General features: G+C 46.4%; 19 protein-coding genes and 1 pseudogene. 6 read left to right on the plus strand and 14 right to left on the minus strand.

Going from position 1 to position 20,149, the window contains the following annotated elements:
* Positions 1 to 37: 37 nt before the first annotated feature.
* From B1H56_RS04605 to B1H56_RS04620, 5 genes and pseudogenes are all read left to right on the plus strand, one after another.
* Positions 38 to 1,051, plus strand: coding sequence for an aspartate-semialdehyde dehydrogenase (locus B1H56_RS04605; protein ID WP_066518436.1), 1,014 nt, complete (start codon positions 38 to 40; stop codon positions 1,049 to 1,051).
* 23 nt (positions 1,052 to 1,074) lie between these two features.
* Entirely contained in the window at positions 1,075 to 1,956 is an 882-nt protein-coding gene (dapA, locus tag B1H56_RS04610; RefSeq protein WP_066518435.1) for a 4-hydroxy-tetrahydrodipicolinate synthase, read from the plus strand.
* Between the two features lie 13 nt (positions 1,957 to 1,969).
* Positions 1,970 to 2,725 (plus strand): annotated as a pseudogene (gene dapB, locus B1H56_RS15130) (4-hydroxy-tetrahydrodipicolinate reductase); the annotation flags it as partial.
* A 66-nt stretch (positions 2,726 to 2,791) separates the two neighbouring features.
* Positions 2,792 to 3,184, plus strand: a complete 393-nt coding sequence (locus B1H56_RS15135; protein WP_278287593.1) for an ACT domain-containing protein — start codon at positions 2,792 to 2,794, stop codon at positions 3,182 to 3,184.
* Between the two features lie 26 nt (positions 3,185 to 3,210).
* Entirely contained in the window at positions 3,211 to 4,587 is a 1,377-nt protein-coding gene (locus B1H56_RS04620; protein ID WP_082771141.1) for an NAD(P)/FAD-dependent oxidoreductase, read from the plus strand.
* Between the two features lie 54 nt (positions 4,588 to 4,641).
* On the opposite strand, the gene purD is transcribed toward B1H56_RS04620, so the two are convergent.
* The 14 genes from purD to B1H56_RS15070 form a co-directional block, all read right to left on the minus strand.
* A complete protein-coding gene (gene purD / locus B1H56_RS04625) occupies positions 4,642 to 5,901 on the minus strand; it encodes a phosphoribosylamine--glycine ligase (RefSeq protein ID WP_066518427.1) in 1,260 nt (419 codons plus the stop codon).
* An 18-nt stretch (positions 5,902 to 5,919) separates the two neighbouring features.
* A complete protein-coding gene (gene purH / locus B1H56_RS04630) occupies positions 5,920 to 7,461 on the minus strand; it encodes a bifunctional phosphoribosylaminoimidazolecarboxamide formyltransferase/IMP cyclohydrolase (RefSeq protein ID WP_066651113.1) in 1,542 nt (513 codons plus the stop codon).
* A 16-nt stretch (positions 7,462 to 7,477) separates the two neighbouring features.
* Positions 7,478 to 8,095, minus strand: a complete 618-nt coding sequence (gene purN, locus B1H56_RS04635) for a phosphoribosylglycinamide formyltransferase (protein WP_121419030.1) — start codon at positions 8,093 to 8,095, stop codon at positions 7,478 to 7,480.
* A complete protein-coding gene (gene purM / locus B1H56_RS04640) occupies positions 8,092 to 9,105 on the minus strand; it encodes a phosphoribosylformylglycinamidine cyclo-ligase (protein ID WP_066518423.1) in 1,014 nt (337 codons plus the stop codon). Before purM ends, purN begins: the two co-directional genes overlap by 4 nt.
* A gap of 16 nt (positions 9,106 to 9,121) precedes the next feature.
* Positions 9,122 to 10,585 carry an amidophosphoribosyltransferase gene (purF, locus tag B1H56_RS04645; protein WP_066518420.1) on the minus strand — a complete coding sequence of 488 codons (1,464 nt, stop codon included), beginning with the start codon at positions 10,583 to 10,585 and terminating at the stop codon, positions 9,122 to 9,124.
* A 5-nt stretch (positions 10,586 to 10,590) separates the two neighbouring features.
* Positions 10,591 to 11,298 carry a phosphoribosylaminoimidazolesuccinocarboxamide synthase gene (gene purC, locus B1H56_RS04650; protein WP_066518418.1) on the minus strand — a complete coding sequence of 236 codons (708 nt, stop codon included), beginning with the start codon at positions 11,296 to 11,298 and terminating at the stop codon, positions 10,591 to 10,593.
* Positions 11,295 to 11,786, minus strand: a complete 492-nt coding sequence (gene purE, locus B1H56_RS04655) for a 5-(carboxyamino)imidazole ribonucleotide mutase (RefSeq protein ID WP_066518417.1) — start codon at positions 11,784 to 11,786, stop codon at positions 11,295 to 11,297. Before purE ends, purC begins: the two co-directional genes overlap by 4 nt.
* Positions 11,787 to 11,854: 68 nt before the next feature.
* Positions 11,855 to 13,351: an NCS2 family permease gene (locus B1H56_RS04660; RefSeq protein WP_066739930.1), complete on the minus strand. Its 1,497-nt coding sequence runs from the start codon at positions 13,349 to 13,351 to the stop codon at positions 11,855 to 11,857.
* A gap of 305 nt (positions 13,352 to 13,656) precedes the next feature.
* Positions 13,657 to 14,214, minus strand: coding sequence for an acetate uptake transporter (locus B1H56_RS04665; RefSeq protein ID WP_066518412.1), 558 nt, complete (start codon positions 14,212 to 14,214; stop codon positions 13,657 to 13,659).
* A gap of 188 nt (positions 14,215 to 14,402) precedes the next feature.
* Positions 14,403 to 14,828 (minus strand): VOC family protein, encoded by a 426-nt coding sequence (locus tag B1H56_RS04670; protein ID WP_066518411.1) that lies wholly within the window; start codon positions 14,826 to 14,828, stop codon positions 14,403 to 14,405.
* 467 nt (positions 14,829 to 15,295) lie between these two features.
* Positions 15,296 to 15,805, minus strand: coding sequence for a helix-turn-helix domain-containing protein (locus tag B1H56_RS04675; RefSeq protein ID WP_066518410.1), 510 nt, complete (start codon positions 15,803 to 15,805; stop codon positions 15,296 to 15,298).
* Positions 15,806 to 16,259: 454 nt separating this feature from the next.
* Positions 16,260 to 18,440 carry a KAP family P-loop NTPase fold protein gene (locus B1H56_RS04680; RefSeq protein WP_066518409.1) on the minus strand — a complete coding sequence of 727 codons (2,181 nt, stop codon included), beginning with the start codon at positions 18,438 to 18,440 and terminating at the stop codon, positions 16,260 to 16,262.
* Positions 18,441 to 18,611: 171 nt separating this feature from the next.
* On the minus strand, positions 18,612 to 19,052 hold the full coding sequence (locus B1H56_RS14490; protein ID WP_147554677.1) for a hypothetical protein: 441 nt from the start codon (positions 19,050 to 19,052) through the stop codon (positions 18,612 to 18,614).
* A 56-nt stretch (positions 19,053 to 19,108) separates the two neighbouring features.
* Complete coding sequence (locus tag B1H56_RS15070; RefSeq protein ID WP_066518406.1) at positions 19,109 to 19,480, minus strand: hypothetical protein; 372 nt, start codon at positions 19,478 to 19,480, stop codon at positions 19,109 to 19,111.
* A gap of 134 nt (positions 19,481 to 19,614) precedes the next feature.
* On the opposite strand from B1H56_RS15070, the gene B1H56_RS04690 reads away from it, so the two are divergent.
* On the plus strand, positions 19,615 to 20,103 hold the full coding sequence (locus B1H56_RS04690) for a helix-turn-helix domain-containing protein (RefSeq protein WP_066518404.1): 489 nt from the start codon (positions 19,615 to 19,617) through the stop codon (positions 20,101 to 20,103).
* Positions 20,104 to 20,149: the final 46 nt, after the last annotated feature.

Here is a 20,149-nt window from a genome sequence, read left to right on the forward strand (position 1 = left end):
GAAATGCCGCCCTGCGGCAAAGAATAGGAGTCTTGGAATGAAAAAGTATAATATTGCTGTTGTTGGCGCTACCGGAATGGTAGGCAGGAAATTCCTGCAGGTTTTGGAAGAGCGCAATCTTCCCGTAGAAAATTACTACCTTTTCGCAAGCGCGCGCAGTGCGGGCAAGAAAGTGGATTTCATGGGGAAAGAATACACCGTGGAAGAGCTTACGGAAACCTGTTTCGACGGCAAGGATATTGATATTGCCTTGTTTTCCGCCGGCGGCGGCACAAGTGAGAAGTTCGCTCCGATTGCGGTAAAGGCAGGGGCGCTTGTTATTGACAATTCAAGCGCATGGCGGATGGACCCTAAGGTTCCGCTCGTTGTTCCCGAAGTAAATCCCGAGGATATTGAATGGAATTCCGGCATCATCGCCAATCCAAACTGTTCTACCATTCAGGCGATGGTCGCATTGAAGCCGCTCGATGATAAATACAAAATTAAACGCGTCGTTTATTCTACATACCAGGCGGTATCCGGTGCGGGAATGGGTGGATACAGCGACCTTGAGAATGGGATCAACGGAGATGCGCCTAAAAAGTTTCCTTATCCGATCTTTGGCAATTGCCTGCCGCAGATCGATGTGTTCGGCGAGGACGGCTACACAAAGGAAGAACTCAAGATGGTGAATGAGACGCGTAAGATCCTCCACAACGACGATATGCGCATCACAGCAACCACGGTCCGCGTTCCCGTATTCCACGGACACAGCGAAGCCATCAATGTGGAATTCGAGAAAGAGTACGATCTCGACGATCTGAAAAAAACACTCGCGGCCTTCCCCGGGCTCATTGTGATGGATGATGTGAAAACAGGTGAAGGCAAAGGAGTATATCCTATGGCCATCGATATCGCCGGCAAAGATGAAGTGTATGTCGGGCGTATCCGCCGTGACCGTTCCGTAGCTTCCGGCGTCAACCTTTGGGTCGTTGCGGACAACATCAGGAAAGGCGCGGCAACGAACGCGGTGCAGATCGCTCAGAAATGGATGGAAACGCAGGACAAATAAATTCCACACCCACAGGAGATTATATGATGATTTTTAAAGGTTCCGGGGTTGCTCTGGCAACGCCCTTTACGGAAAACGGAATTGCGTATGACACGCTTGAAAAACTCGTCGAATTTCAGATTGAAAACGCTACCGATGCGCTGATCGCATGTGGTACGACGGGAGAGCCCGCAACGATGACGGACGAAGAGCAGCGTTCGGTCATTGAGTGCGTTGTCAAGGCTTCGGCTGGCCGTGTCCCTGTCATTGCAGGCGTGGGCGGAAATAATACCGCTCATGTGATCTCCTGCGCGAAGGCGGCCCAGTCTGCCGGTGCGGACGGCCTGCTCGCCGTTACCCCTTATTATAATAAATGTACCAATGCAGGGCTGATCGCTCATTTCAACGCCCTTGCGGATGCGACTGACCTGCCCATTGTTATTTATAATGTCCCCAGCCGCACCGGAGTCAATATTTGTGCTTCCGTATATGAGAAGCTTTGCTGTCATGACAGGATCGCAGGAATCAAAGAAGCGAGCGGCAACATCTCCCAGGTCGTGGAGACGGCGCGCCTTACGCGCGGTAAGGCAGCCCTATACAGCGGGAACGACGATCAGGTCGTTCCCCTGCTTTCCCTTGGCGGAAGTGGCGTTATTTCAGTAGTGGCAAATATCATGCCGAAATATATGCACAACATGGTAATGAATTACCTGAACGGAAAAACGGATGAAGCCTGTGAGATGCAGCTTGAGATCAATCCGCTGGTATGTGCCTTGTTCAGCGAAGTCAACCCGATTCCGATTAAGACGGCACTCCGTATGATGGGCTTCAACATGGGGCCTCTTCGCCTTCCCCTTACGGAAATGGGCGATAAAACTTATGAAAATCTCCTGACGCAGATGCGCCGTTTTGGGCTCTGCGATTAAGAAAGGTCTGGAAATGATTAAAGTATTAATCAGCGGCGCTAATGGAAAAATGGGCCAAATGATCGCCGCTTGTGTATCGGAGACGGAAGACATGGTTGTTGTCGCGGGTGTGGATAAAATGCCCGACATACGGCAGAATCCGTTCCCTGTTTACGACGATTTTTCGCGCGTTGTGGAATCAGTGGATGTTATTATCGATTTTTCACGCCCCGATGCCCTGCATGGTCTCCTTGATTTTGCTCAGGCAAAGAATATTCCCGCCGTGCTCGCAACCACCGGTTACTCGGCAAATGATAAAATGATGATCGTGAAATATTCCGGGCATATTCCGGTCTTTTTCTCCGCCAATATGTCCCTTGGCGTCAATCTGCAAATGGAGCTTTGTAAAACCGCTTCTGAATTTTTAGGCAGCAAATTTGATATTGAGATCATCGAGAAACATCACAACCAGAAAGTCGACGCACCAAGCGGCACCGCTCTTGCGATTGCCGATAAAATCAACGAAGTATTTTCCGGGGAAAAAGAATATGTCTACGGCCGTACTCCCAAGGTGCGCGCAAAAAGGCAGCAAAAAGAAATCGGTATCCACGCAGTACGCGGCGGAACGGTTGTAGGCGAACATGATGTTCTTTTTCTCGGGAACGACGAAATCATTGAGGTGCACCACCGTGCCCTCTCCCGGCAGGTCTTTGCCGAAGGCGCTGTCCGCGCGGCCCAGTTTTTGATCGGCCGTTCTGCCGGCCTTTATTCTATGGAAGACATTATTTCCGGCAAAAAAATCGTAAGCAGTATCTATGTAGAGGAGGAAAACAACGCAATTGTTACCCTCATCAATATGCCGCACGATCCCGTCTATATCGCAGATGTATTCGATCACATTGCCAAAAACAGCGTCAATATTGCGACGATTAGCCAGGCATATCCGCAGGACGGCACGGTCGATATCACTTTCTCCGTTGCGTCGCTTGACCTAGAAACGGTCCGGGCCGCGCTCGATGAGGTCGAAAGCCTTTCTTATAAGTGCGTTTCCGATATCACAAAGCTCACCATTGAAGGCGACGGCATGGCTCGGCAGTATGGCGTGGTATCCAAGCTGTTTTCGGCGCTCGCGGCAAACCGCATTAAGACCTATATTGTCACAGATTCCGAAACAAGAATTTCCTTCTGCCTGAAAAATCAGGACGCAACCAAGGCGATCAAGGCTGTCACACAGGCGTTCGGCCTGTAATTTCTACCAATCGAGGTAACCATAAATTGAAAAAGTATGATGTTGCAATCATCGGAGGCGGTATCAGCGGAATTATGTGCGCATACCGCCTGACTGAATCAAACCCTGCCCTTGCGGTCGCATTGATTGAAAAGGGTCATGCGATTACCGGACGCGTGTGCCCGATCATAAAGAAAACCGCGGACCATTGTGTAAAATGTCCTTCCTGCGCCATTATGGAGGGCATGGCGGGTGCGGGCGCCTTTTCAGATGGAAAGTATGTAATTTCCACAGAATACGGCGGATGGCTTACGGATTTTTTAGAACCGGAAACGGTAATCGACTATATCGAACAGGCAGACCGTTTGCTCGTTTCCTTTGGCGCAACCACTGAACGTTTTATGCCAAATAACGACCTCAAGGCCGAATGCCTTAAATACGACCTCCATATGTCGCAGGCGCAGCTAAAGCATCTGGGAACGGATGAAAATTTTGATACGATGCGCAAAATGATCGAACATATTTCGGAAAAATGCGATATCTATACCGACGCCGACGTGACCGATGTAGACGCGGCGGCGCACACTATTTTCGCACAGACGAAATCCGGAAGCATGGAATTCCAGGCTAAGGATATCATTTTTGCCGTAGGACGCGCCGGCAGCCAGTTCTTTACAAAGTGGTGCAAAAAAAACAAGGTTGGCCTGACCAATAACCAAGTCGATATCGGCGTGCGCGTGGAGCTTCCTTCCAGCGTATGGGAGCGCTTCTCGCGGCAGATCTATGAACCGAAGATCTGGTACCGCAGCAAGGCCTATGGCGATACGACAAGAATGTTCTGCTTTAACGAGCGTGGAAACGTCGTAACGGAAAACACGAACGGCGTCCTGACGGTGAACGGTCATTCATACCGCGACCAGTCGCGAAAAACAGATAATTCCAATTTTGCCCTTCTTACGACGATTCGCTTTACGGAACCTTTCAAAGAGCCTATCGAATATGCCCGCCACGTTGCCAGCCTTGCCAACCTAATCAGCGGCGACAGCGTGCTCGTGCAGCGTTTCGGCGATCTTCTGGCCGGACGGCGCACAGATGTAAAACGACTTGCGCAGTCCACCACCCGGCCTACCCTACATGCGGTCCCTGGCGATTTGAGCCTCTGCCTTCCAAAGCGCCAGCTCGACAATATCATTGAGACCTTGTATGCACTGGATAAGATTGCGCCCGGCACGGCAAACTACGATACATTGCTGTATGGGATCGAGTGTAAATACTATTCCGCACGTCCTCTCGCGCATGATTTCGAGCTGGATGGCTTTGAACGCATTTACGCTACCGGAGACGGCGCAGGGTTCACCCGTTCCCTGTCTCAGGCGGCAGCAAACGGATTATATGTCGCGGATAAAATCCTGAAACAGGATTAGTCCTTAAAACAGAAACTAAAAACGGCCGCATTTCTGCGGCCGTTTTCTATTTCGTTACTTTATTCCTATATCTTTTCTGTAATGCGCGCCTTCAAACCTAATTTTTTCTGCGTTCCGGTAGGCAATTTCCCGCGCATGCGGGATATCCTTCCCAACAGCTGTTACACCCAGCACGCGGCCCCCATTCGTATACAACCTGCCGTCTTCTCCCAGCTTTGTTCCCGCGTGGAACACCACCACGCCATCTTCAGCGTCGTCCAAACCTTCAATCAGTTTTCCGCTCTCGTATTTTTGCGGATAACCGCCTGATGCCATCACTACACATACCGCATTGCCATCCTTCCATTGGAAAGATACCCGATCGAGCGTACCGTCAATGACCGCGTCGATCACCTCAATAAGTTCCGTATCCATCATCATAAAAACCGATTGAGCTTCCGGGTCCCCCAGGCGCGCATTGTATTCCAGCACCTTGAGCCCATCCGGCGTAATCATCAATCCGAAAAAGATAACGCCTTTAAATTCGCGGCCTTCTGCGTTCAGTGCTTCCACCGTCTTTTCAAAAATTGCCTTACGGGCATATTCCTGCAATTCCGGTGTAAACTTCGGCGACGGGGCAAAGGTCCCCATGCCACCTGTATTCAGCCCCTCGTCGCCGTCATACGCTCTTTTATGATCCTGCGCGGACACCATAGGCAAAATCGTTTTGCCGTCGCAAAACGCAAGCACGGAGACCTCAGGGCCGGTCATAAACTCTTCTATTACAACCTGCGCGCCTGCCGCGCCAAATTTCTTATCCAGCATAATCTCCTGCACGGCCTGCTTCGCCTGTCCAAAATTATCACAAATGAGCACGCCCTTCCCAAGGGCAAGCCCGTCTGCTTTCACGACGATCGGATAGTTCGCTTCCAAAAGATACCGAATCGCCTGATCCGCATCGTCAAACACTTCAAAGTCAGCGGTGGGGATTCCATATTTCTTCATCAGCCATTTGGAATAAGATTTCGACCATTCGATTTCCGCAGCGGCTTTCGTCGGACCGAATGCGCGGATGCCCGCCTCCTGCAGTGCGTCTACCATGCCAAGTGCCAGAGGATCGTCCGGCGCAACAAAAACAAGATCCATTCCGTTCTCTTTTGACCATGCGACCATTCCTTCAACGTCGTCCGCTTTGATCGGCACACAGGTTGCAATCTGTGCGATTCCGCCATTCCCAGGTGCGCAGAAAAGCTCCAGCGCTTCTTTTCCCTGCTTCAATTTCCACAGGATCGCATGTTCCCGTCCGCCGCCGCCGACTACCAATACTTTTTTCATGCCTTACTCTCCTGTCCTTTAGTGTCTGAAGTGGCGAATTCCAGTAAATACCATCGCGATTCCATTTTCATCGCATTTCTTGATGGAATCCTCATCACGGATCGAGCCGCCCGGCTGGATAATCGCAGTGATGCCCGCCTTGGCGGCAGCCTCTACACAGTCGTCAAACGGGAAGAAAGCATCCGACGCCATCACGGCGCCCTTTGCTTCCTCGCCGCTCCGCTCGAGCGCCATCTCCGCTGCCCAGATGCGGTTTGTCTGCCCCGGTCCTATGCCAAGCGTACCCATATCCTTGGCAATCGCAATACCGTTCGATTTTACATATTTTACAACTTTGAATGCAAATTCAAGATTCTCCATTTCTTCATCCGTCGGTTTGCGCTTTGTCACAACCCTGAGTTCGCCGTCAAACATCTTGTCGTTAAGTCCTTGCACCAAGAGTCCGCCAAGTACCTTTTTGGTATCGAGTCCATCTTTCGGCAAAGGTGCGGAAATCCCTGGCAGCCGCAGTATCCGCAGATTTTTCTTTTGGCATAGAATGTCAAGCGCTTCCTTTGTATAGGAAGGCGCAACGACGATTTCCAGGAATATCTTGCTCATCTGTGCCGCAGTCTTCTCGTCAATCTCACGATTGCACGCCACAATGCCGCCAAAAATTGAAACAGGATCGCACTCGTATGCCTTCATATAAGCGTCGTAAACCGTTTCCGCGCTTCCAACGCCGCAAGGGTTTGCATGCTTTACGCCCACCACCGTGGTTTCTTCGAATTCGCGCAGGCAATCGAGTGCGCCTGCCGTATCATTGATATTGTTGAATGAAAGCTCCTTGCCGTTAAGCTGTTCCGCATTCGCGAGGCTTCCCGGTACATAAAGCGGTTCCCGGTAGAATGCTGCCTTCTGGTGCGGGTTCTCGCCATACCGCATCCCCTGCTGTTTTTCATATGTGAGCGTCAATTTTTCGGGCAACTCTTCCGTGGCAAGCTGCTTCCTCAGGTACTGGCTAATGAGTGCGTCGTAGGCCGCCGTTTCTTCAAATACCTTCGCACACAGTCTGAATTTGGTTTCGCGTGTTACTTCCCCATTTTTTTCCAGCTCTTCCAGTACCGTCCCATAATCGGCGCTGTCCACAATCGACGCAACATCCTGCCAGTTTTTAGCTGCCGCGCGCAGCATAGTCGGCCCGCCGATATCGATATTCTCAATCGCATCCTCCAGCGTGACATCCGGCTTTGAGATCGTCTTCTTGAAGGGATATAAGTTAACGGCAACGATATCAATCGTATCCACTCCCAGCTTCTCAAGCTGCTTCATATGTTCTTCATTCCCGCGCATTGCAAGAATTCCCGCGTGGATTTTCGGGTGCAATGTTTTTACACGTCCGTCAAGGCATTCCGGAAAACCCGTAATATCCGAAACGTTCGTTACCTTAATCCCGGCATTTTCCAGCTCACGCTGTGTCCCGCCCGTAGAAAGAATTTCAAAGCCAAGTCCCGCAAGCCCTTTTGCGAAATCCACCACTCCGCTCTTATCGAATACGCTTAAAAAAGCTCTTTTCGCCATATCGTTATCCTCCAAATTATTCTAAAATTTTTACGATCCGCCCCTCAACCCGAAGCTTGCCGCCCGCCATCAGCGCTACCGCCCGCGGTAGCAACTGGTGTTCCGTTTTCAATACCCGCGCGGCGAGATCCTCCGGGGTGTCGTCCTCCAAAACCGGGACCACTTCCTGTAAAATGATCGGCCCCGCATCCGCTTCCTCGTTCACAAAGTGAACCGTCGCGCCGGAATATTTTGCACCGTATGCAATCACGGCCTCATGCACATGGCTTCCATACATTCCCATCCCGCAAAAGCTGGGAATCAATGCCGGATGGATATTGATAATCTTATTTTCATAAGCGCTGATGGTTTGCGGCCCTACGATATTAAGATAGCCCGCAAGTACGACAAAATCAGCCAAATATCTCTTGAGCGTAGCAAGAATCGCCCGGTCGAACGCCTCCACACTGCCGAAGAACTTCTTTTGCACTATTTCCACGGGAATACCCGCTTTTTTTGCACGCTCGACCGCGTAGATATCTGGTTTGCTCGCAATCAGGCAGCAGATTTCCGCATCAATTTGCCCAGCCTTCACCGCGTCGATCAAAGATTGAAAGTCCGTTCCCCCGCCTGAAGCCATTACCGCAAATTTCAGCATAGCTCGATGCCTCCATCGCCGGGAATCATCTCGCCGATCGCGAATGCCTTTTCTCCGGAAGCGCCAAGTGCCGCGAGCGCCGCTTTTTCATCTTCCGGCTTTACCACGACGATCATGCCAATCCCCATATTAAACGTATTATAGGCATCCTTCTCGGAAAGTTGGGCGTCGTGCACCAGCATATCAAATACATATGGCATCTCCCATGAACCGAGCTTAATTTTTGCGTTCACCGTTTTTGGCAGAACACGCGGAATATTCTCGTAAAATCCGCCGCCTGTGATATGCGCGATCCCCTTTACATCCATTTTCCCGATCAGCCTGAGGATAGATTTCGCATAAATCCTTGTCGGCTCCAGCAAAAGCTCTCCCAGGGTTTTTCCGGCTTCAGGCACTGTTTTGGTTTTCAGGGTTTCATCCATTGCATACAGCTTGCGCACCAGCGAAAAACCGTTGGAATGGATTCCAGTCGAACCAAGCCCGATGATCTTGTCGCCAGGCTCGATCGCCGATCCATTGATAATATCTTTTTTATTCACGATCCCCACGCTGAATCCCGCAAGGTCGTATTCCCCCTCGGGATAAAATCCGGGCATCTCCGCTGTTTCGCCGCCAATCAACGCGCATCCGGCCTGCATGCAGCCATCCGCAATTCCACTCACGATATCTGCCGCAACACCGGGCACAAGCGCTCCTGTCGCTATATAATCCAGAAAAAACAGGGGGCTCGCGCCATGGCAGACTATATCGTTAACGCACATCGCCACGCAGTCAATCCCGACCGTGTCATTCTTTTCCATCGCAAACGCGGCTTTCAGTTTTGTTCCTACGCCGTCCGTTCCCGATACGAGTACCTGCCCGTTTCCAATATCGTACATCCCGCCGAATGTTCCAAGGTCGGTAATCACATTTCCGTCAAAGGTCTTTTTTACATGCTCCTTCATGAGCCTTACCGCTTCATATCCGCGCTCTACATCAACGCCGGCGTCTTTATAAGTTACTGCCATATATTTCCACTCCTATTTATTCAATCGTCGCAAGGTCGAGCGCTTCCGTCTCTTTCAGCGCTTCTTTCATATCAACAGGATAGTTGCCGTTAAAGCATCCCGCACAAAAATTGCATCCCGCGCCTTCCACTGTCTTCAAAAGGTCCTCAATCGAAAGATAATTCAGCGTATCCGCACCGATAATCCTGCGTATCTCCTCCACAGAATTTTTGGAGCCGATCAATTGGTCATGGGACGGCGTATCGATCCCGAAGAAGCAGGGGCAGATTACCGGAGGCGAACTAATCATCATATGTACCTCCCGCGCACCTGCAAGCCGGAGCATTTCCACAATTTTTCGGCTTGTCGTTCCGCGTACAATAGAATCGTCGATCAATACCAGCCGCTTCCCATGCACATTGCGCTTCATTGCATTCAATTTCAGTTTTACGCCGCGTTCCCGCAGGGCTTGTGACGGCTGGATGAAGGTACGTCCCACATAACGGTTTTTGGCCAGCGCTTTCGCGTAGGGAACCCCGCTCTCCGCCGCATATCCGGATGCGGCGGGCGTTGCCGAATCCGGCACGTCGCTCACAAGGTCCGCCTCAATCGGGAAAGCCTGTGCAAGTTTGATCCCCATGTTTTCCCGCGAACGGTATACGCTGATTCCGTCGATATCGGAATCAGGCCGTGCAAAGTACACATATTCAAACACGCACAACGCCGTTTTCATGGAGGACTGTGCCTGATAAGACTTAAGCCCATCCTTATTGATGACAAGAATCTCCCCTGGCCGCACATCGCGGACAAATTCCGCATCAATCGCGTCAAAAGCGCAGGATTCGGATGCGACCACATAGCTATTATCGAGCTTTCCCAACGCAAGCGGACGTATTCCCAACGGATCGCGTACGGCAATCAGCTCCTCCTGTGTCATAATCACAAGAGCATAAGAACCGCGTACCACCTTCATCATCGCAGTGATCGCCTTCAGTATTCCATGCCGGGACTGCCGGGCGATCAGGCTGGCCATCACTTCCGTATCAAGCGTCGTTTGAAAGATCGCGCCTTCGTCCTCCAGTTTTTCCCGCAAAATACTGCTGTTGATCAAATTGCCGTTATGTGCAAGGGCGAGTTTGCCTCCGCGGTAAGACATTACCAGAGGCTGCGCGTTATCCGCTTTACTGTCCCCTGTTGTAGAATACCGCACATGCCCAATACTGATATTTCCGCCAAGTATCTTTCCAAGATTATCCTTGAAAACTTCAGAGCACAGGCCCATTCCTTTATGGAATTTGACGTCTCTCCCATCGGCAACGGCAATTCCCGCGCTCTCCTGTCCTCTGTGCTGGAGCGCATAAAGCCCGAGATAGGCCGCTTCCGCAGGGTCATAACGGCGGTCATCCATAAAAATACCGAATACGCCGCACTCCTCTACCATCACATCATCTTTCGGCTTCCAGCGTTCGTAGCTGTTATGTCGATCAGGCCGAATGAACATACGGTTTATTCTCCCATCAGCCTCTTGAGGATCTCCTGGTATGCATCTTCCACATTCCCAAGATCCTGCCGGAAGCGGTCTTTATCGAGCTTCTCGCCCGTCTTGGAATCCCAGAAACGGCATGTATCCGGTGAAATCTCATCAGCAAGAATGATCTCGCCATTACAGCGGCCATATTCCAGTTTGAAGTCGATCAGTTCGATCCCAAATTGTTTCAGATACTCCGTCATTACCTCGTTCACTTTAAACGAATACTCCGCAATTTTCTCCATCTCCTCCGGAGTCGCGAGTCCCATTGCATAAACATGATAATCATTGATCATCGGATCGCCGAGCTCGTCATCCTTATAGCTGTATTCGAGCACTGTGGATTTCAGTTTTGTTCCTTCCGGAATGCCGAGTCTTTTGGAAAGGCTTCCCGCCGCGATATTGCGCACGATTACCTCGACCGGAACAATAGAAACACTCTTGACAACCGTCTCGCGGTCCGAAAGTTCTTCTACATAGTGTGTCGGAATACCATGTTTTTCAAGCATTTTGAACATATGGTTCGATACTTTGTTGTTCACAACGCCTTTCCCGACAATCGTTCCCTTTTTCAGCCCGTTGAATGCGGTCGCGTCATCCTTGTAGTCAACGATCACATAGTTCGGATCGTCGGTTTTGAATACCTTCTTCGCTTTTCCTTCATACAACTGCTCTGTCTTTTTCATTTTGATAATTCCTCCCCGAGTTCAGCGTCCGCAGCTACCACTTTGAGTTGCATGTCCTCTTTAAACTTATATAATAAATCGCTCAATGTATCGTACTTTAACGCGAGAATCTGCACTGCTAAAAGTGCGGCGTTCTTGCCTCCGTTAATCGCTACCGTAGCAACCGGAATCCCCTCCGGCATCTGCACGGTGGAGAGCAGGGAATCGAGGCCATCCATCGTCGAGGATTTAATCGGCAGGCCAATCACCGGCAAGATTGTATGCCCTGCGATCACACCGGCCAGATGGGCGGCTTTCCCAGCCGCTGCAATGATCACTTCAACACCCTTATCCTTTGCGTTTTTCGCAAAGTCCGCCGCAAGCTCGGGCGTCCTGTGCGCCGACATGATATGCGCTTCCACTTCGATTCCAAAATCTTTCAGCGTATCAATTGCTGGTTTTAAAACCGGCAGATCGCTTTTTGACCCCATAATCACTGCAACTTTCATCTTTTATCTCCTTTAAGTTTTAAAAGCCGGCCCGGCGCTTATCACCGGAGCCGGCTTTTATCAATTTGTCAGCCTATAACGATGGCCCTCATGATGTAATAAACAATGAAGATGATGACGATACCCCACATAATTCCGCCAACTTCTTTTGCCTTTTTGGTGAATATTTTGCAAATGGCGTATGTAATGAAGCCAAATGCGATGCCGTCTGTGATGGAGCTCATGAAGCCCATGCACAGCACCGTCATGAATGCCGGAGCGGCTTCCGCAAAATCGTCCCACCTAATCTTCATCAGCGGTCCCATCATTAGGATACCGACAACGATCAGCGCCGGAGCGGTTGCCGAACTCGGAATAATTCCCGCGATCGGCGCGAACAGAAGCGCGAGTACAAACAGGATTGCAACAACGACTGAAGTAAGGCCCGTACGGCCGCCTTCATTTACGCCGGAGACGCTCTCAACAAATGTCGTAACCGTGGACGTGCCCAGCACAGCGCCTGCTGCCGTTGCGATTGCATCCGCCATCATCGCTTGGTTTGCTTTCGGCAGGTTACCGTCCTTATCCAGGTATCCGGCTTTTTCAGCAGTACCGATAATCGTTCCCATGGTGTCGAACATATCGATCATCAGGAAGGCAAGAATAACTGTTACAAAGGAAATAACCTGTACAAACAAGGTCGGACCAACAAACATCTTGCTGAAGTCCATCTTCATGAATGTCTGATCCAGCGAAATGGAGGATTCGCCGGTCGCAAGGTTTGCAATCAGCAGAACCACTGTCGCCGCAAGGCAGATCCCCGCAATGGTTCCCATTCCTTTTTTCTTGGTTACGCCCCAAATGATGACAAACAGCACCATAAGCGCAAAGGCAATGAAGCCTGCAAGGGCAAGCGGACTTACTTCCACTCCCGCAAGGGATGTGATCGTGCCGCCTTCGCCATTCGGCATGAAGAGTCCAACGACCGTCGTGAGCACGATCCCGATCAGGATAGCGCCTTTTACCTTGAGCACCATCAGGATGATCGTAATCACAAGGCCGATGACCGCAAGCAGCATCATCGGATTTGCAAGGCTCCCGATGAAGAAACCGTCTGCAGAGAGCGCAAGCATTGATCCGTTTTTGAGTCCGAGGGACGCGATGAACAGGCCGATACCTGCACCAATCGCATATTTTAAGCTCCTCGGAACCGCATTCAGGATTTTGCCGCGTGCGCCGGACAGTGTGATAATAACAAAAATGATACCCGAGATAAACACTGCCGCAAGAGCGCCTTCCCACTCCCATGCCATCGCGCCGCATACCGTGTACACGAAGAATGCGTTAAGGCCCATACCGGGCGCCTGCGCGAACGGATAGTTCGACATCAGACCAATCAGCAGCGTACCGATCGCCGCCGAAAGACACGTAGCAACCGTTACGCTGCCATGGTCCATTCCCGCGCCGGATAAGATATTCGGGTTAACGAAGATGATGTAAGCCATCGTAAAAAACGTTACAAACCCGGCAATTACCTCAGTACGGAAATTAGTCTTGTTGTCCGTCAGCTTGAAAAACTTTTCCATATGATACCTCCTACAATATAATATGGTAAGCATAAAGCTTACATAATTTATAATACTTGAAATAGAAGATTCCCGCAATATATTGTCGAACTATATTTTTTTATTTCAAAATATAGTTCGTATATTTCCGAACTATATTTAAAATAGGCTCCTATATATGTGATAACCGCGCGCTTTTTTCCTTTATGCTTATATCCACCCGGTTACTTCTGCGGCTTGTTTCGAAAAAGAATAAGAGGCGTGCACGCCTCTTATTTTCTGTAATTCCGCCGTCCATTCTAATTCTCCGGATTCCGCGTATATTTTTACAGCGGCATAATTTTCTTTTCAAATTCTCCATTTACAATCTGTCCCATAGCGGAATAAACTGCGCTTGCTCCACATAGAATTCCTATATAGCCCGAGATAATTTTAACAAACGGGAGTCCGCTGAATTCCCCGGTTGCAAGCCCGAAAAATAGTAACGCAAGTGTGAGAAAGACAATTTTCGTGATTGTATTATGCTTCAGCGTACCGATAAACATGAAAAGTGTAAAGATCCCCCACAGTAAAAGATAAAAGCCCATGGATCGTTCGTCCGCCGCCAATATTGTGTCGCCGACCGGATTTGTCCAAATAAAAATCAACGACCACCAGAAAAAACCATATGCAACAAATGCCGTACCGCCAAAGGTATTTCCTCCCCGCAGTTCAAAAATACCGGCAATAATCTGCGCGGCTCCCCCCAACGCAAGCCCCATCGCCACGATGACAACCGAAAGCTCCGTTATTCCCGCATTGTGCAGGTTCAAAAGGATCGTCGTCATACCAAAGCCCAATAACCCCAAAGGACCCGGATTCGCTCTTTTTGTTTGTTCGCTCATATACTTTCCCCCAATACATAAATGAATAAAAACCATTATACTTTATCTGTTTCATTAAAAGCAATGAAAAAATGATTTATATAAGAAATATCCCCCGGCAAGGCTGGGGATATTTCTTATATCGGCTCCGCTTAATACGCACATATCGCGCTTGGCATATCTTACGCTTGCTTATTTAAGCCATATTCCTATAGCAGCGCAAAATGAGGGCTTTCAATCATTGATTTCAGCTGACATAGGCAGAAGGGATGTCCGGCAGGATCGATCATAACTTTCCAGTCTTCGGAAAATTGTTCATTTGCGATTGCCGCTCCGCATTGAACTGCATGCCGGACCGCCTCGTCCAAATCATTAACCGCAAAATCCAAATGCGCCATTTGTTGTTGAGCTTCAGGCTCTTCCGGCCATACCGGCGGTTCATATTCAGGATTCCGCTGGAACATGATTCCGGGATACATTCCCTGCTCTGTTCCCGGAGCGCTTACACACGCCCATTCTTCATCATGGAATGGGATTTCCCATTTGAGCAGCGCCGCATAGAACTTTGCTAATTCATAGGGCTCTTTGCAGTCCACCGTAAATGTATACATCTTGATTTTCAATTCCCCATCCATGCACAATACCTCCCAACAGCGAATTTATATAATTCCTTAGGTTTAGCAAATTCAGCTGCTCTTCTCGTCACAGTCTACCATAATCTCTTTCTCTTGGAAAGCGACCGGCTTCTTCTAACAATTAGTTCTGATTTCTGTAAATAAAAAATAGGCAGTCATGATGTCCGCCTATTTTTTGCAATTCCATGCTGTTCCTCATCTATGCTTCACCGCCAAAAGCGGCTTAACAATGCAATCACTCCCGTTCGCTCCTTAAGACCATAACTTAGATATATGAGTATAGCGATATGTTACGGCTCAAATTATAGGCTCACTTAGAAGATTAACTCGTTTTTTTCAAAAATGTTTGACACTGGTTTTCAAACACACTTAAAATTAAGATTTCTTTTCATCTGAATCAACTGCGTCTCCTCTCGACAAACAAAAATTTTAAGTCTGAACTGTACACTCCAAAAAGTAAAGCAGTTTTATACTTTTTTCCATGTCAAAAAAATCCCAAGGATTGCCCCAATAAAAATAATCGGTGCTAACCTGACAAATATCCATTCAAATGCGTGAAAAGCTACTCCAACAACGGCGGTTTCAGGTTCACTGTAATCCCACCCTAAATAAGAGCTATTTGATACGATTAAGACTGCAGAAATTACCACTATGACCGCACACAACGAGATAAATAACCAATGAAGCATTTTTTGTCGTGTGGTCTTCCTTTGTGCAAGCTGCAAGTTTATAATCTCCAGTTTTTCTGAAATTGCTTTTAAATCATCATCCTTCGTTTCAGTAACAGTTTCTCCAAGCAAAGTGCTTACGGAGGTTTCAAGCACCTCAGATATAGAGATCAACATATCTGAATCAGGAACTGACAATCCTTGTTCCCATTTAGAGATTGTTTGCCGCACCACATTCAGCTTGATAGCAAGCTCCTGTTGCGAAAGCCCTTTTGATTTTCTGATTGCTTTAATATTTTCGTTTAACATCAAAAACATCCTCCTTTTTTGCTGACACTATTACTATTGTATGAGGAATTGCCCGCTGCGGCAAGCAACGCATATTAACATTTAAACTTTATGCTGACGAAGAAGAAAGCAAGTTCCGGTAAATTCTTCTCGACATCGCCAATTCATCCATAATTATACATCAACCAAAGGCGGTATTTATTATGATTATCGGATATGTGTGGAATAACACCTCCAAAAATAAAAATAGGCAGTCATGATTACCACCTATTTTTTGGAATTTGATACTATTCCCACTTATACATTTCCCGCAAAAACGGCTTACCCATGCGGAAAAGTCACTCCCACTCTACTACCATCAATTTCTTGCCACTTTTTTCCCTTTGTTTTAGGCACTTTTCACACATGGCCCAGTTTAGAATTTATTGAGTATCGCCCGTTTTTAGAATTTTTAATATCTATTTAATATCAACATCTAATTATCGGCAAACCTCTCTGTAATCTCTTCAATTAAAATCTCTTCTGATTCCCTTGCACCTCTTGTCTCATAGTAAATTATAAACGAAAGTACTTTTAGCATTCTATTTCTATTAAGCTCGTTAATTTTTCCATTATCTAATAAGTTCATCAAATCCGTATATACTAAATCAATATAAAAGTATTTTTCTATCCTATCTTTATCCACTCGCCATATACTAAAATGATGATCGCTTTCCGCTTCGCCTCTATTAACGAATGTTGATATTACTCCTGCTAGGCTTAATTCATCTCCTGCACAACATGCTAAAAACTCTTTTAGTAACATACCGTCGATATCTTCCAGAAAATATATTATGTTGTCATAATTATTTAATGTCCGTATGGATTGATTTTCCATACGGACTCTAATTCTATCTTTAAGAACATTCTTCAGCTTTTCAATGGTCGCTTTGTCGATCAAGGATGTCTCATCATCATGAAAATCTTCTTTCGTAAAAGGCTTCTCCAACACCCTATATAAAAACACACAAAGCTCTAACGATAGCTCTTCACCAGAAAAAAGCTCTAATATGCTCCTGCACCTTTCTTCTTTGCTCTTAATTATATACAGTGCACTTTCTAGGAGCTTGCATGTTCTCCAATCAACGGGCAGCGAAAAAAGACCTTTGGGTTCTTCTTCTTTGCTAAAAAACTTCCAGTTATTAGATATTCTTTTGAAAATCAGCGGCATTTTTTCTTTATATTTGTCAGTTTCTTTGAATTGATGTAAAAGAGCATCCGCAGTAATTACAATATCTTCAATTTTTCCCTCACTTGAAAATGTTTCAACTAAACTATCAAACTCATCTTCGCTAGCTTCAAACAAAATCCTGTGTATTAAACTCACTGGAATTTCATCAATCAGATTAAAAGTAAAATAACTATAAAAGCACTTTTCAATACAAATCCTTTTTTCAATCATCATTTTTTCATGATTGTAAGCATAATAATATCTATCTAAACATTGAGATATTTTGGGGAAAAGAATCTCTAGCAAGTTACCTGTAGCTTCCTTTTTAATTGCAAATTTCTCTAATATTTCCGCATAAGATTCAGCAACTTTCTTTTTGTTTGCATCTTGTTGCATCCCTATATAAAGTGGTATGCTCCCGCAAAACTGAAGGCCCACTCCGTATAGTTCCTTATAAATATTTGGCTCAAATACTTGTAATACAGTCAAGGCTATTAAATCCGAAGCATTCACATATTCTTTTAGCATCTTATACCTTAAATCAAAAGCATTAATAAATCTATTTGCATCACGTATAGTGTTAATAAAAAATTGTACTCCTTTTAGAAATATATTTGACCAATGATGCCTGTCAAATTCCAGTATATAATCTTCCTCTAGGACACTATCTAATTTTGAAAATAAATACTCGTGTACTTTATTACCTTTGATCTCTGGTAATTCGAACGGCATTTGAACTATCTTTTCAAGGAATTTTAATCCGTTTCCATCTTGCACACTATTTAGTGCATGTGTTACTGTATCTAAATCAAAAGACAAAAAGTATATCATATTGGGAAAATCTGCAAGTGATTTTACAAGCTGAAAAACAGCACGAATTTCTTCATCATTTAATCTATCAATATCATCTATTATGGCAACTATCTTCAGCTCTGACGATACAACCTCTTTTATAATTCGATCTTTTATACTCTGTAAATCATTATTATCAGCAATTCGTTTTCGAATTTTATTACTTATGAAAGAGCTTATTTTTCCTACTGTGTTTAGGCCCGGTACAAATGATGTAATCTCCATAACTTGGGCGTAACTTTCAAGGTTGGATGCAATTTTGCTCGCCCGTTTCTTATAAATATCCGACTTTAGTTTATTAGCTAATTGCTTAAAGAACTGAGTAATCAGTTGTATTTGATCAGTAAATAGCCATGGGTTAAAATGCAAAATTATGGTGTTTTCATCATTGTTCTCGGCTATTAGTCTACACAACTCCTCGGTGAGCATATTGATTACAGATGTTTTTCCAGCACCCCATTTTCCATATAGGCCCATAACAAAACAATCAGATTTATCATATTGGTATATGATATCAGCCAGCTTGCTTGAAAACGCACTTCTCCCTAGCCGATCTTCTGATTGCTTGTTGATTGGTTTATCATTTAATAGCATAGTCTTATCCTTAGTACTTTGCACTCAAGAAATCATAACGTAGTATTAAAGTTAAAATCACTTTAAGAATATACTATCATATGGATTTAATTATTACAAACAACACCTTTAATAGATTTTTAACAAACTACATTTCCCCATATTACAGCCCTATTTCAGATCCCATTATGTTCAATAATACCCAGCTTCGCGTACAATCCGTTTTTCCCAATGCCCTTGCTCCGACACGGTTACGGTCTTGGTTCCCGTCTGGACTTTTTGCATTTCGCCATGATGTCCGCCCGGCTCCCCATTCAGCATATGCTGCTCCGCATGAGCCGCTGGTGAACCTGATATGACAACCCCACAAGTGTTACAAACGTTTACCTCGCGCCTTTCATATAAAGGCTCCTCATAGCTGGACGCTGGCACGTCAACCACCCATACATCCTCATACACGGCTTCGTGGTAGGTTTTGCCAGCGTTCCGGGCGGGTGCTGGTGTCGGGCCACCCCCGCCGCTATTGTCACTGTTGCTGCCCATTCCACCTGTACCGCTGGCCGGGGTTTGGGTTGGAGAGGAAGATGCGCCCGCAGACGTTGCGCTGGCCTGCGTGCCGGGTTTGGCTTCCACCGCTTCCCCATTGTCTGCAAACGATTCTGCATCGGCTACAACAGGCTTTTCATCCGTTAGCCATATTGTCTTTGTTCATTGTGTTGCGTATGTCGTCCATATTCATTATTTATATTCTCCTTGGAAATATTTACCTTAAAAGTTTTTGATAGTGTTGCATCCCTGACCTTTTTGCCATTAGGATGTGTAAATACAATATATTTTCGAGTATCCCTCCAATCTGTGTAGTATCCCTGTGCATCCATGATGTTAATGAAGCCATAAAACTTTTCTTCATAGAATTGTCTGCTCACACGCCCGGGAATTGCGATAAAGCCTTTGGCTTTTAGCTCATAATTCATATCCCGTATCAGCTTGTAGGCGAACTGCTTTGACATTCCTAGGTCTTTTGCAATTTCGTCTGCTTTTACAAACATTTTTGATTTCATCGTGTTTTGTCCTTTCTTTATGATCAGTTCGTTTTTGAACTGTTTACTTAATTAAAACCGTTCGTTTTTGAACTGTCAAGAATTTCTGTTTCATTTTTGAACTGTTTGTGATATGATCTATATGAGGTGACAATATGACCACTGGAGAAAACATAAAAAAATTCCGGCTCATGCGTAAAATGTCTCAAAAAGAGCTTGGGGTTCAGGCGGGCATGAGTGAATCTGCAATAAGAAATTATGAGTTGGGTAACAGGACACCGTCTAAAAAACGGCTGGAACAAATTGCTGGTTCATTGAAGGTCGATGTCAATGCACTAACTGATCACCAGATAGAAAGTCGTGATGAATTGCTTCATTTTCTCTTTTATTTGGAAGACAGATATGGATATGGCATACGGTTCGTTGATGGAATATATTATATTGCACTGACTGACCAAAGCAACGATGTACCACAATATAAAAGACCCCCCGCTTCTGTATTTTCTGCTTGGTATGAAGAATATGAGAAATTAAAAGATGGGAGTATATCGAAAGAGGAATACGATGAATGGCGTAACAATTATCCTCTCTCAACTACAGACTATTATTCTTTTATCAATCAAGCTAAGGAATCCAATGAGTAGAAATAATGGCTTAGGAAGATTTTAATATCAATTTAATATCAGCGAA

Source organism: Christensenella minuta (assembly GCF_003628755.1).
In the GTDB taxonomy this organism is placed as follows: Bacteria; Bacillota; Clostridia; order Christensenellales; family Christensenellaceae; genus Christensenella; species Christensenella minuta.

Bases quoted from the DNA above. Each gene is read 5' to 3' on its own strand.
- purE (WP_066518417.1), bottom strand. From the start codon at position 11,786: ATGAAAGTTGCAGTGATTATGGGGTCAAAAAGCGATCTGCCGGTTTTA.
- purD (WP_066518427.1), bottom strand. From the start codon at position 5,901: ATGAAAAAAGTATTGGTAGTCGGCGGCGGCGGACGGGAACATGCGATC.
- purC (WP_066518418.1), bottom strand. From the start codon at position 11,298: ATGAAAAAGACAGAGCAGTTGTATGAAGGAAAAGCGAAGAAGGTATTC.
- B1H56_RS15135 (WP_278287593.1), top strand. From the start codon at position 2,792: ATGCCGCACGATCCCGTCTATATCGCAGATGTATTCGATCACATTGCC.
- dapA (WP_066518435.1), top strand. From the start codon at position 1,075: ATGATGATTTTTAAAGGTTCCGGGGTTGCTCTGGCAACGCCCTTTACG.
- B1H56_RS04605 (WP_066518436.1), top strand. From the start codon at position 38: ATGAAAAAGTATAATATTGCTGTTGTTGGCGCTACCGGAATGGTAGGC.
- B1H56_RS04680 (WP_066518409.1), bottom strand. From the start codon at position 18,440: ATGCTATTAAATGATAAACCAATCAACAAGCAATCAGAAGATCGGCTA.
- purM (WP_066518423.1), bottom strand. From the start codon at position 9,105: ATGGCAGTAACTTATAAAGACGCCGGCGTTGATGTAGAGCGCGGATAT.
- B1H56_RS04665 (WP_066518412.1), bottom strand. From the start codon at position 14,214: ATGAGCGAACAAACAAAAAGAGCGAATCCGGGTCCTTTGGGGTTATTG.
- B1H56_RS04690 (WP_066518404.1), top strand. From the start codon at position 19,615: ATGACCACTGGAGAAAACATAAAAAAATTCCGGCTCATGCGTAAAATG.
- B1H56_RS04670 (WP_066518411.1), bottom strand. From the start codon at position 14,828: ATGGATGGGGAATTGAAAATCAAGATGTATACATTTACGGTGGACTGC.
- purF (WP_066518420.1), bottom strand. From the start codon at position 10,585: ATGTTCATTCGGCCTGATCGACATAACAGCTACGAACGCTGGAAGCCG.
- B1H56_RS15070 (WP_066518406.1), bottom strand. From the start codon at position 19,480: ATGAAATCAAAAATGTTTGTAAAAGCAGACGAAATTGCAAAAGACCTA.
- B1H56_RS04675 (WP_066518410.1), bottom strand. From the start codon at position 15,805: ATGTTAAACGAAAATATTAAAGCAATCAGAAAATCAAAAGGGCTTTCG.
- B1H56_RS04660 (WP_066739930.1), bottom strand. From the start codon at position 13,351: ATGGAAAAGTTTTTCAAGCTGACGGACAACAAGACTAATTTCCGTACT.
- purH (WP_066651113.1), bottom strand. From the start codon at position 7,461: ATGGCGAAAAGAGCTTTTTTAAGCGTATTCGATAAGAGCGGAGTGGTG.